The sequence below is a fragment of the Calidithermus chliarophilus DSM 9957 genome (assembly GCF_000430045.1).
GTDB classification, from domain to species: domain Bacteria; phylum Deinococcota; class Deinococci; order Deinococcales; family Thermaceae; genus Calidithermus; species Calidithermus chliarophilus.
On record NZ_KE387023.1, the window covers coordinates 374,838 to 387,134 of the forward strand.

8 protein-coding genes and 1 pseudogene are annotated in these 12,297 nt (G+C 71.5%); 1 reads left to right on the plus strand and 8 read right to left on the minus strand.

The window, feature by feature from the left end:
- Nucleotides 1-551, minus strand: a pseudogene (locus MEICH_RS29120) (hypothetical protein); the annotation flags it as partial.
- Between the two features lie 182 nt (nucleotides 552-733).
- Between MEICH_RS29120 and MEICH_RS26760 the strand changes: the two are divergent.
- Nucleotides 734-1,777: a cyanophycinase gene (locus tag MEICH_RS26760; RefSeq protein ID WP_027891225.1), complete on the plus strand. Its 1,044-nt coding sequence runs from the start codon at nucleotides 734-736 to the stop codon at nucleotides 1,775-1,777.
- Nucleotides 1,778-1,898: 121 nt separating this feature from the next.
- Here MEICH_RS26760 and MEICH_RS0101930 read toward each other — a convergent pair whose 3' ends face one another.
- The 7 genes from MEICH_RS0101930 to MEICH_RS23095 all read right to left on the minus strand — a co-directional run bounded on the left by MEICH_RS0101930 (nucleotide 1,899) and on the right by MEICH_RS23095 (nucleotide 12,030).
- The gene (locus MEICH_RS0101930; protein WP_027891226.1) at nucleotides 1,899-2,348 is read right to left on the minus strand and encodes a DUF421 domain-containing protein; all 450 of its coding nucleotides are present in this window, start codon (nucleotides 2,346-2,348) and stop codon (nucleotides 1,899-1,901) included.
- 12 nt (nucleotides 2,349-2,360) lie between these two features.
- Nucleotides 2,361-2,879, minus strand: coding sequence for a hypothetical protein (locus MEICH_RS23080; protein ID WP_051303831.1), 519 nt, complete (start codon nucleotides 2,877-2,879; stop codon nucleotides 2,361-2,363).
- 158 nt (nucleotides 2,880-3,037) lie between these two features.
- Nucleotides 3,038-3,928, minus strand: a complete 891-nt coding sequence (locus tag MEICH_RS23085) for a cyanophycinase (protein WP_051303832.1) — start codon at nucleotides 3,926-3,928, stop codon at nucleotides 3,038-3,040.
- Nucleotides 3,909-4,802, minus strand: a complete 894-nt coding sequence (locus MEICH_RS0101945) for an isoaspartyl peptidase/L-asparaginase family protein (RefSeq protein ID WP_027891227.1) — start codon at nucleotides 4,800-4,802, stop codon at nucleotides 3,909-3,911. The genes MEICH_RS23085 and MEICH_RS0101945 overlap by 20 nt, the downstream gene beginning before the upstream one ends.
- A complete protein-coding gene (gene cphA, locus MEICH_RS23090) occupies nucleotides 4,799-7,552 on the minus strand; it encodes a cyanophycin synthetase (RefSeq protein WP_036218164.1) in 2,754 nt (917 codons plus the stop codon). The genes MEICH_RS0101945 and cphA overlap by 4 nt, the downstream gene beginning before the upstream one ends.
- A 494-nt stretch (nucleotides 7,553-8,046) precedes the next feature.
- Entirely contained in the window at nucleotides 8,047-11,574 is a 3,528-nt protein-coding gene (locus MEICH_RS0101955) for a PAS domain S-box protein (protein ID WP_027891228.1), read from the minus strand.
- Between the two features lie 69 nt (nucleotides 11,575-11,643).
- Nucleotides 11,644-12,030, minus strand: coding sequence for a response regulator (locus MEICH_RS23095; protein WP_084542136.1), 387 nt, complete (start codon nucleotides 12,028-12,030; stop codon nucleotides 11,644-11,646).
- Between the last annotated feature and the right edge of the window lie 267 nt (nucleotides 12,031-12,297).

Consider the following 12,297-nt stretch of genomic DNA (forward strand, 5'->3'; position numbering starts at 1 on the left):
GAGGGGGTGGGGGTGGCCGGGGTGGGCTCGGGGGCCGGGGCCTGGGGCTGCGGGCTTTCCGGGAGGGGCTGGGCGCCCTGGTCGCCGGGAGGGGGCGTGAGGGAGGGCTGTTCAGGGGTGGGGGCCGGGGCCGTTTCGCTGGGTGCGGGTGAAGGGGCCGGCTCCGGCGTGACGGGCGGCGCGGGCTCGGTCGCGGTCTGCGGGGTGTTGCTGAGCAGGGCCACGGGGTTGGTGTTCCAGGGCTGGGCCACGTTGAAGGCCGCGAAGAGGTACAGCGCGAGCACCAGCCCCACCGTCAGGGTGGTGATCTTGCCGCGCACCCGGGCGGGCAGGAACAGCGCGAGCAGGAACAGGCCCACCCCCACCAGCCCCACGATCAGGTAGGCCTGGGTCTCGCGGTACAGGCCGAGGGAGGGGATGAGCAGCGAGGCCAGGGCCAGGCCGACGAGCAACAACCCGGCGCCGATCTTGGGGTTGCGCGAGAGCGTGAACAGGCTGATCACCGATAGGATAGCCCCGAAAATTCCGCCGAACCAAAACACCATTTCCATGCACAGCCTCCTCGAGCTTTTGCTTCAATCCTGGTTCACTTATAACACAGCCCCCTGGCGATAAAACGCCCGCCGTTCACGGTTGCCGGGGCCCGGAGGATGAGAAAGGGGCATGAGAAGCGGCCTCGAGCCGTTGTTCAAATCCGCAACCGTGCGGGGCTGCCGCAGGGTAAGCTTCGCTGGTGGGAACGGTCGTTCTGGTGGGCGGGGCCTTGCAGGCCGACAACGAGGCGGTGTTCGAGCGCATCCTCGAGCACGCGGGGCCGCGCGTGGCGATCTTCGGCACGGCCAGCCCTGACCCGGCGGCGAGCCTGCGGAAGCTGGGCGCGGCGTTCGCCCGCTACGGGGCCGAGCCCGAGCTCGTGGACATCACCGTGGAGAACGCGGCGCAGCGCGCCCACGACCCCGAGGTGCTGGCGCGGCTCGAGCGCTGCGGGGGCTTCTTCTTCGGCGGGGGCGACCAGCGCAAGATCACCCGCGCGCTGCTGGGCACCCCGGCGCTGGAGGTGCTGCGCCGGAGGTTCGCGGAAGGGGCCTGCGTGGGCGGAACCAGCGCGGGCACCGCGGCCATGGCCGACCCCATGATCTGCGGCGGCACCAGCCTCGACAGCCTGCTGGGCCACGGCGACGTGGTCTGCTTCGAGGAGGGGCTGGGCTTCGTGGGCTTCCAGGTGGACCAGCACTTCCTGGCCTGGGGAAGGCTGGGGCGGCTTTTGAAGGCCCTCGAGCACACCGCCTGCCCGCTGGGCGTGGGCATCGACGAGAACACCGCGCTGGTGGTACCGGAGGGCGGCCCCTGGGAGGTGGTGGGGGCCAGCCACGTCACCTTCCTCGAGCGCGACAGCTCCGGCGTCCACGTCAGCCTGCTCGCCCACGGCGACGGCTACGACCCCGCGACCGGCAACTTCCTCATCCACCCCCACCGCGAACCCATCGCCGAGCCGCTCGACGACCCCTGCGACCTCTACAGCACCGACATCTTCGGCCCCCGCGCCCTGCCCCCCTTCCTGGCCCGCTTGGCCGACAACCCCGCCCCCTCGGCCACCGGGATCGCCTTCCGGGGCAGCCTCGAGCCCCGCTTCAGCGCCCTGGGCGTCAAGCTCGGCTTCCACAAGACCCGCCAGACCGCCGGCTACTGCGGCAGCCCTGCCTTCGGCGAACGCTACAGCGTGGTTCGCGTGCGCACCGAGGTCGCGCCGATCCGGGCGAGCATCGAGAATTTGTAAGTGAGGCCTGCCCGCCGGCGGGCAGGGCCTTGTCCCCAGTCCCTCAAGGCGAGGGAAGAGGGACCGAAAGAAGGGCAGGCACGGGGGCCTGCCCCCACGCTTGGCGCCTCGCGTTCGGCCCCTACTTCTGCTGCTTCGGGATGATCGTGATCCCCCCCGACCGCTCGAGCACGGCGTACTTGATCTGGTCGAGGCGCTCGAGGCCCTGCAGCTCGCGGGCGGCGGAGAGGATGTCCTCCTCGTCCACGCGGGCCTTGTTCATGCGGTCCTTGAGGGGTTTGCCGTTCTCGAGGATGATCAGGGGCACGTCGTCGAGCAGGCGCTCGATGCGGGGGGAGCGCTGCTTGAGCAGCGAGAGCCCGATGTCCACGCCCACCAGCGTCATCACCAGCAGCGCGGCGTGGGTGAGGGAGTAGTCCTGCCCCACCAGCGCGTTCTGGATCGACTCGCTGATGATGAGCAGCAGCACGAAGTCGAAGGTGGTGATCTGTGCCAGCGAGCGCTTGCCCGCCAGCCGGAACAGCACCAGCAGGAAGCCGTAGACCGCCAGGGCTTGAATGACCGAGTCCATACCGCTCCTCCGCTACGGGTAAACCCACTGCCACACGTCCAGCCGCTCCTCGCCCAGCCCCACCCGGCCGCCCACCCGCCCCAACCGCTGGGGCTCGAGGTGGAAGCGGGCCTCGAGCGGGGGCGCGTCCGGGGCCTTCTTGAAGACGTAGCGCATGCCCTCGGGCGCCTGCTCCACCCGGTCGGGCTCGGGGGTCACCTGGCGCACCTCGAAGGCCTGGAGGTACTCCCGCGGCAACGTGACCCGGTGCTCGCTCGAGCCGTCCTCGCCCGGGAAGGCCTGGGCGCTGCGCACGGTGAGGGCGGTGGGGCTGTCGCGGCGGAGGAAGCGGTCGAACTCGAGGGCCGGCCCGAGCGGCGTGTCGCCCGCGCGCACCTGGCTCAACGGCCCCGGGCCCAGCAGGCCCAGCAGGCCGGCGACCAGCAGCGCCAGCACCACCACCCAGGCCACCCGCTGCACCACCCACTGCCGCTCCTGGAAGGCGAGGTTCTCCTCGGACTCGAGATCGCGCACGTCCTTGACCTGTCCCATGCACTCCTCCGCAGCCGCCCCCGGACCCCACGGCTCGAGCCGGAGGTCGGGGGGGCGGGCTTGGCTCTCATGAGGCAGTCTGCCCGGCCGGGCTGAAGACCCGCCATGGGACAGATGAGCGACCGCTGATGGGGCCGGGCCAGCCCGCGGGCCCGGGTTCAGGCCGCGTCGCCCTCCCCCTCGCCGCCCGCGAGTTCCTCCAGGTGCTTCCTCTCGCGGGGCGTGACCTTTCGGGGCCGGCGCTCGGCGAGGTCGAAGACGTCGCCCTGCGCGAGCAGGTGGAGCCGCACGTCGAAGATGGAGAGGGTGCGCTCGTCCTCCCCCTCCGCGATGTTGCTGTAGCTCACGGAGGAGCCGTCCACCACGTACACCGCCCCGCTGCCCAGCACGCTGAAGGAGGAGTTGTTGAGCACGATGGCGGTGTCCTCGTCGATGCCCACGCCCAGCTCGACGGGGTTGAGGGCCACCGCGCCCAGCAGGCGGCCCATGCGGCCCCGCTCGGCGAAGTGCTGGTCGATGACCATGTGCTTCACCAGCCCCAGGCCCGGCGCCATCCGCAAGGTGCCCAGGCGGTGCGACTCCTCGCCGTTGCCCCGCACCAGCATGGTGGTGCACAGCGCGCTGGCCCCGGCCGAGGTGCCGCAGATCACCCCGCCCCGCTTGTAGACCTCCAGGACGCGCTCGAAGAGGGGCGTGTCGCCGAGCTGGCTGGTGATGCGCAACTGGTCGCCCCCCGTGAAGAAAACCCCCTTGGCCCCCTCGAGCAGCTCGAGCTTCTTGGGGTCGTGGGCCTGCTCGCGGTCCCCCAGGTAGAGCTCGACCGTCTTCTCGAGCCCCAGCTCCTTGAACGCCTCGCGGTAGGTGTCGAAGTAGCCCTCGGGGTCGTGCGAGCCGACGGTGGCGATCACCAGCCGGCCCCGGCCCACCCGCCGGGCCACCTCCTTGAGGATGACCCGGTCGCCCTCCTTGTCCTCGTGGCCCCCGATGACGATCAGCACCCCGCGCCCGTGGGTGGCGCGGCTGACGGGCTCAGGCTTGCGCTTGGGCATCGGCGGCCTCCTCCTGCTTGGAAAGGTAGACCTTGGGAGCGGCCATCGCGGCGGTGCGGTAGGCGCAGGCCATGTTGGGCGAGTTGTGGGCCCAGCCCACCCGGCCCTGCGTGTCGAGCACGATGATCCCGGCCTCCCCGCCCACGCGCCCCAGCACCTGCAGCGCCATCACCGCCGCCTCCTCGGGCGCGTGCTGGCGCAAAAACTCGACGGCGGTCCTGGCGAGCACCACCCGCGCGATCTGCTCGCCGTCACCGGTGAGGGCCGTGCCGCCGAGCCGGTCGTCGGCGTAGAAGCCGCAGCCCGGCAGGGGGCTGTCGCCCAGGCGGCCCTTGGGGTTGTCGCCGGTGCCGCCGGTGGAGACCCCGGCGGCCAGGTGGCCCTCCCGGTCGAGGGCCACGCACCCCACGGTGTTGTTGGTGCGCTGCTTCTGCTCCCACTCGCGCAGCCGCTCGAAGGTGATGAGCGCCTCGGGGTCGCACAGCTCGGCGTGGCGCTCCTGGGCGAAGCGCCGCGCGCCGTCGGAGACGAGCAGGATGGGCTCCTCGTAGAGCAGGGCCCGCGCCACCGAGACGGGGTGGCGCACCCCCTGGATGGCGCCCACCGCCCCGACGTTGAGGCCCTCACCCTCCATCAGCCCGGCGTCCATCTCCACCTCGCCGTCGGCGTTGAGCATCGAGCCGCGCCCCGCGTTGAAGACGGGGGCCGCCTCCATCACCCGGACGGCGGCCTCCACCGCGTCCACCGCGCTGCCGCCCGCCTCGAGCACCTCCCAGCCCGCCTCGACCGCCTGCCCCAGGCCCCGCCGGAAGGCCTCCCTCTGCTCCTCGGGGATGGCCTCGGCCCCGCCGTGGATGATGACGGCCGGCCTCATGCCTGCCCCTGCCCCTGCCCGACGCTCGGCTGCTCGCCCCGCGGCGCGTCGGAAGCGGGGATGAACTCGCGGATGACCCGCCAGGCCTCGTCGACCTCGGTGGCGAAGTGCACCACCAAGTCGCCCGGCCGGGCGCGGCGCAGCGCGGCCTGCAGGGCCTCCGTCTCCTCCAGGATCACGCTGACCGCGCCCTCGGGCATGCCGCCCTCGAGCACCCCCCGGCGCAGCAGCGCGGCGATCTCGCCCTCGCGGCGGCCGCGGCGGTCCTTGGTGTCCTCGCGCAGGATCACCTCGTCGAAGGTGCGCGCGGCGATGCGCCCGACCTCGATCATGTCCGCGTCACGGCGGTCGCCCGCCACGCTCACCACCCCGATGGCCCGGCCGTCGCCCTTGAGGCGGCGCACCAGCTCGACCATGGGCTCGAGGCCGGCCGGGTTGTGCCCGTAGTCGAGCACCACCTTGAAGGGGTGGCCCTCGTAGACGTTGAGCCGCCCCGGGTTCTGCTCGAAGGTGCTCCTGAACTCGGCCAGCGCCGCGGCGATGGCCTCGACCGGCACCCCCACGCTGTAGGCGATGGCGGTGGCGGCGAGGGCGTTCTGCACGTTGACCACCGCGGCCCCGCCCAAGGTGGCGGGGATCTCGTGCGCCCAGATCACCGGGTGGTAGCCGTCGCCGTCGTATACCGCGATGAGGTCGCCCTTGATCCCGGGCTGGCGCACCACCGCCACGCCGCCCGCGTCCACGTGCTCCTTGAGGTGGCCGGGGCAGCTCTCCCCGCCCTGCATCGAGAACAGCACCAACCGCCCCCCGGCGCGGCGGCGCATCTTGTGGGTGAGGGGGTCGTCGGCGTTGAGCACGCTGTGCCCGTCGTCGGCCACCACCTCCACCACCAGCGACTTCACCCAGGCCAGGTCCTCCACCGTCTCCACCCCGCGCAGGCCCAGGTGGTCGGCCTGGACGTTGAGCACCGCGCCCACCGTGCAGCGGTCGAAGCCCAGGCCCTCGCGCAGGATGCCCCCGCGGGCGGTCTCGAGCACCGCCGCGTCGATGGTGGGGTCGGAGAGCACCACCCGCGCGCTCTTGGGCCCGGTGGTGTCGCCCTTGAGGTAGAGCCGGTCGTCGATGTAGATGCCGGTGGAGGTGGTGAGGCCCACGCGGTAGCCGTGCTTTTTGAGGATGGCCGCCACCATGCGGCTGGTGGTGGTCTTGCCGTTGGTGCCGGTGATCGCCACCACGGGGATGCGGCAGGGGGTGCCGGCAGGGAAGAGCATGTCCAGCACCGGCGCGGCCACGTTGCGGGGCCTGCCCTCGGAGGGCTGGAGGTGCATGCGGAAGCCGGGCCCAGCGTTGACCTCCACGATGCCGCCGCCCGTCTCGCGCACCGAGCGCCGGATGTCGGGGGCCACGAAGTCGATGCCCGCCACGTCGAGCCCGATGACCAGCGCGGCCCGGCGGGCGATATCGGCGTTGTCGGGGTGGATCTCGTCGGTGCGGTCGATGGCGGTGCCGCCGGTGGAGAGGTTGGCCGTGGCGCGCAGGTAGACCATCTCCCCGGCCTTGGGCACGCTGTTCAGGGTGTAACCCGACTGCTCGAGCAGCCGCTCCACCTGCGGGTCGAGCTTGATGCGGGTCAGCACCTTCTCGTGCCCTACCCCGCGCCGGGGGTCGGCGTTGGTGATCTCGACGAGCTGGGCGATGGTGTGCTCCCCGTCGCCCACGACGTGGGCCGGGACCCGCTCAGCCACCGCCACCACCTCCCCGCCCACCACCAGCACCCGGTAGTCTTTGCCCCGGAAGTAGCGCTCGACGAGCACCTCCGGCCCGTGGGCCGCGGCCTGCTCGAAGCCCCAGCGCACCGCCTCGGGGGTGGTGAGGTTGGTCGAGACGCCGCGCCCGTGGTTGCCGTCGAGGGGCTTGGTGACCACCGGGTAGCCCAGCCGCTCGGCCTCCGCCACCGCCTCCTCGGCGCTGCTGACCACCGCCCCCTCGGGGATGGGCAGCCCGGCGGTGAGCAGCAGGCGGTTGGTGAGCGACTTGTCCTTGGCCGCCTCCACGGCGATCTGTGAGGTTTTGGAGGTCACGCTGGCGCGCACGCGCTGCTGGTACTTGCCGTAGCCGAACTGCACCAGGCTCTCGTCGTCGAGGCGGATGGCGGGGATGCCCCGCCGCTCGGCCTCCTCGACCAGCGAGCGGGTGGTGGGCCCCAGCGCCAGCCGCTCGGCCAGGCGGATGAGGGCCTCGAGCTCGGCCTGGAAGTCGAAGGCGGCCCCCTCCTCGGCCAGGGGCCGCGTGCCGCGCGGCACCAGCAGGTCCAGCCCCCCCACGCCCCGGAGCTCGAGCGGCAGCAGCGAGTTCACCAGCCGCAGGGCCAGCCAGCCGGCCAGCAACCCCACCCGCTCCTCGCGGTAGGAGTACAGCACGTTGTAGACCCCCTCGCGCTCGCCGGTGCTGCGGGTCTTGCCGTAGGTGACGGGGGTCCCGGCGAGGGTCTGCAGCTCGAGCGCGACGTGCTCGGTCACGTGCCCCAGCCAAGTCCCCTCCTCCATGCGCCGGATGAAGCCGCCCGGGTGCCCGTAGGAGCACCCGTGGCTTTGCAGGCTCGGCACGAGGGCCACCAGCCGCGCCGTAAAACCCTCCAGGCGCGAGGTGGGGTAGCCCTCGAGCCGCCCCAGGTCGAGCTTGAAGCGGATCATCGGGTAGTAGCCGTAGGGGTTAGGGCCCCGGTATACCTGGGTTTCCAACACCCGCATGCCTGTGGGGTGAGTGTTCGGGTCGGTGTTCATAGGCACAAAAAACCTCGTTCCGAGGCTCTCCTGGTCAGGAAAAGTCTCTCTTGCACTCCCCCATGGGCGGCCGCTCGCCCGTACGGCGAAACGCCTCCAACCGGTGGGTCGTAATGCAACGCTATGGGTCCGAACTGATGCAACGCCTAGCCCCGGCTGAGCCGATGCTGAGTGTGAATGCCGAAAAAAAGCGATGGGAATGGGGTTTGCCGACCGATATTAACACTTGATGATGGTGGGCGGATGCCCATAGCTGATAGCCGAACGCCCAACGCCTAACGCGGGTCGTACGTCTGATACGGGTCGTACGTCGTACGCCAGACGCAAAACGCCTTGTCACCCCCCTTAGCAAGGGGGGTTGGGGGGGATAAACCCTCCCCGCGGGCGGGGAGGGACGGGGTGGGGCGTCTTTCTACTACAGCCACGAGCCACAAGCTGACGGCTGATGGCTGACCGCTAACCTACATCTCCGCCCCCAAAGGCAGCCGGACGATGGCGGTGGTGCCCTTGCCGACCTCGCTCTCGAGCCAGATCCTCCCGCCGTGCTGTTCCACGATCCAGCGGGCGATGGACAGGCCCAGCCCCGTGCCCCCGGGGTCCTCGCCGCGCGCCCGGGCCCGGTCGGCGCGCCAGAAGCGCTCGAAGACGTGGGGCAGGTGCTCCGCGGCGATGCCGATGCCGGTGTCCCGCACCCGCAGCTCGGCCCAGCGGCCGTCCTTCGCGAGCTCCAGGCGCACCTTCCCGCCCTCGGGGGTGTACTTGAGGGCGTTCTCCAGCAGGATCAGGGCGAGTTGCTTGATGCGGTCGCGGTCGCCGCGCAGGCCCAGCCGCCCGGGCAGCTCGGCCTCGAGCGCGCGCCCCCGGGCGAAGTGCTGGGCTTCGGCGAGCGCCTCGCGCAGGACCTCGCCGAGGTCGAGCGACTCCAGGCGCAGCCGCGTCCCGGCGTCGCCCCTGGCCAAAATCAGCAGGTCGTTGACCAGGCGGGTCATGCGGTTGGCCTCGTTTCGCGCGTCCTCGAGCGCGGCCCGGTGCTCCTCCTCGGGGAGCTGGGGGAAGCGGCAGACGAGCTCGAGGTTGCCCTGGATCGCCATCAAAGGGGCGCGCAGCTCGTGGGAGGCGTCGGCCACGAAGCGCTTCTGGGCCTCGACCAGGGCCTGGAGGCGGGCCTCGCTCGCGCGCAACTGCTCCTCGGCCTCCTTGCGCCGGGTGATGTCGAAGTTGACCCCCAGGATGCGCACCGCCTGGCCCTGCGGGTCGCGGTAGACCCGCCCCCGCGCGGCCAGCCAGCGCACCGTGCCGTCGGGCCAGACCACCCGGTACTCGTCCTCGTAGTCCCCGCCCGCCGCCCGCACCTCGGCCAGCCGGCGCAGCACCCGCTCGCGGTCGTCGGGGTGCAGCCGCTCGCTGAAGCCCCCGTCGAAGCTGCCGGGCTCGAGGCCGAACAGCCGCTCCTGCTCGGGCGACCAGTAGGTGTGGTGGGTCAGGAGGTCGGAGTCCCAGATGCCCAGGCTCCCGGCCTCCAGCGTCAGCGCCAGCCGCTCGCGGCTCTCCAGCAGCGCGGCCTCGGCCCGCTTGCGCTCGCGGATGTCCTGGACGATGGCGGTCGCGGCGATCACCGCGCCGTGCTCGTCCTTGATCGGGGAGACGGTGAGCGAGACCGGCACCGGCGTGCCGTCCTTGTGCAGGCGGAATGTCTCGTGCTGGACCACGTGCTCCCCCTGCCTCACCCGCTCGACGATGGCGGCCTGCTCGGGCTCGAGGCCCGCCGGGACGAAGCGCTCGAGCCCTTGCCCCACGGCCTCGTCGGCGGCGTAGCCGAACATCCGCTCGGCGGCCGGGTTCCAGCTCAGCACCACGCGCTCGAGGTCGAAGCTCACGACGGCGTCGCTGGTCGACTCGACCAAGGCGGCCAGCCAGGCCCGGTCCTGCTCGGCCCGCTTGCGCTCGGTGATGTCGATGACGAACTCGACGTTCTCGCGCTCGCTGAGCCGGGCCCCGGCGAAGAGCCCCCACCAGCGCGAGCCGTCGGGGCGGCGCAGCTCTTTCTCGTAGGGGCTGAGCCGCCCGGTCTCGCGCAGCTCCCTGAAGCCCTCCTGGGTGCGTGGCATCCACTCCGGCAAGGTCACGTCGGCGGTGCCGACCTGCCGCTGCGCGATCTGCTCGCGGGTGAGGCCGCTCATCCTCAAGAAGGCGTCGTTGGCGTCGATAAAAACGCCCTGCGGGTCGAAGAACAGCACGCCGACGGTCTCGAGGGAGATCACTCGCTGCAAGCGCGCTTCCGACTCGCGCAGGGCTCGCTCGGCCTTGGCCCGCTCGACCGCCGCCCAGATGCGCTCGCCCACCTCACGCAGCAGGTCCACCTCGTCCTCGGACCACTCGCGCGGCTGAGAATCCGTGACGCAGAGCGCGCCCACCAGACGGCCCGCCTTGATGAGCGGCGCGCCCATGCAGGCGATGATCCGGAGCGCCGCCGAGGCCGGTCGGGCGGCCGGGGGAACCAGGGGTGAGGCCTGGGTGTTGGCGATGACGTGGCACTCCCCGCGGCGGAGTATCTCGACCGACCAGGAGAAGTCGGCGACCTTGTGCTTGCCGGCCAGCGAGGGTACGCCGCCGCGCACGAAGTCCCGTTCGACGCTCGCTACCCCCGCTTCCTCGTCGACCTCGACGTAGTAGGCCCGCTCCACCCCCAGCCGCTCGGCCAGGAGGCGGCAGGCCTCGCCCTGGATCGCCGCCGGGTCGGCCAGGGGGCGCACCGCGTCGGTGAGTTGCAGCAGGAAGGACTGCCGCTCCTCGCTCGCCCGCAGGGCCTCCTCCGCCCGCTTGCGGAGGGTAACGTCCTCGACCACGGCGATGGCCCCGGCAATCTCACCCGCCGGGTCGCGGAAGGGGGCGGCGCTGACCCGCGTCCACGCCTGCGTGCCGTCGGGGGCGGTGTAGAGCATGTCCGTCCCGGGGCTCACGGCTTTGCCGCGCAGCGCCCTCGCGCCCGGCCACTCGGTGGGCCCCAGCGGGCGCCCCAGGGCGTCCCAGACCTGCCAGCGCTTCAAGGCCTCGGGGTCGCGTGAGGGGATGGTCTTGCCCACGAAGCGGGTGAGCGCGGCGTTGCGCAGCACCCAGCGCCCCTCGGTGTCCATCAGGCCCACCCCGACGGGGAGTTGCTCGAGGATGGCCGCCAGCCGCTCCTCGCTCGCCCGCAGGGCCTCCTCGGCTTCCTTGCGGTCGTGGATGTCGAGGGCGGTGTTGACCCAGCGGGTGATCTCCCCTGCGTCGTTGCGGATGGGAACCCCGCGGGCGAACAGCCAGCGGTAGGTGCCGTCTTTGGCCCTGGCGCGGAACTCGTACTCGTAGGGCTGGCCGGTCGCCAGCGCAGTCTGCCAGCCCTCGAGCATGGCCGCCCGGTCGCCGGGGTGGAGGGCCTCGAGCCAGCCCCCGTTGATGAAGTCCTCGGGCGAGCGCCCGCTGAACGCGCTCCACCAGGGGTTGACGTACTCGATGCGCCCGTCGGCGTGAACCAGGCTGACGATGAGCGGCAAACCCTCGCTCAGGGTGCGGAAGCGGGCCTCCGACTCCACCAGCCGCTCTTCCGCCCGCTTGCGCTCGGTGATGTCCTCGACGGTGGACACGGCGCGCAGGGGGTGGTTCTCGGCGTCGCGCAGGACCGTCGCCACCACGCTCACCCAGATCACCCCGCCGTCCTTGCGCACGTAGCGCTTCTCGATGGCGAACTGCGGCGACTCGCCCCAAAGGGTCTTCTCCCACTCGGCCCGGTCGCGGTCGCGGTCGTCGGGGTGGGTGAGCTCGAGCGCACTCATCCCCAGCAGCTCCTCCGCGGCATAGCCCGTCATCTCGGCGAAGCAGCGGTTGACCCTCAGGAAGCGGGTGGTGAAAGGATCGACCTGGACCATCCCCACCCCCGCCGCCTCGAACATCAGGCGGAAGTCGTTCTCCAGCGCAGGGGTCGGCTCCCCGGCCGCCTTTCCGTCGTCCATCGCTCCCCCATTCCCCCGGACCTTAGGCTGAACCGCGTAGCTGAGACAGGGCTGAGCCTGGAGGAAATCCTAAGGCGGAGGACGGACACCCCACGCCACCGCCGAGAGCAGGGCGTCGAGATCGACGGGCTTGACCAGCAGGGGCATCCCCAGGTGCTCGGCCCGCTCGAAGACCTCGGCCTCGTCGCGGGCGCTGATGAAGACGATGGACCCGCCGAAACCCTCCTCCCGCAGCCGCTCGGCCACCTCGAAGCCGCTCATCCCCGGCATCATCAGGTCGAGCAGGACGAGGTCGGGCCGCTCGCGCCGGGCCAGGGCGAGGCCCTCGAGGCCGCTCGAGGCCACCAGCACCCGGTAACCTACGTAGCCCAGGGTGCGCCCCAAGAAGCTGCGGTGGGAAGGATCATCGTCGATCAAGAGGATGACCCACCCCCCCGGTGCCGCTCTCGTGCTCATCTCGCCCGCCTTTCCGCCCCTGAGAGGAACCACACCCAAGCCACACAGGCACGCCTGCTGGGCAGAGACCTTCCAAAGAGGCCCCCAGCCTAACCCACCCAGCCTAGCCCGGCTACCAACTAAACGGTTAAGGTTGACCCCTCCCCTTCCCTCCCCGCCGGCGTCGAGGGCCTAGGGCCAAGGTGTCCCGCGTTTTGCGTCCCGCGTTTTGCGTCTCGCGTTTTGCGTTTGGCGTTTGGCGTTTAGCGTTTGGCGTTTAGCGTTTGG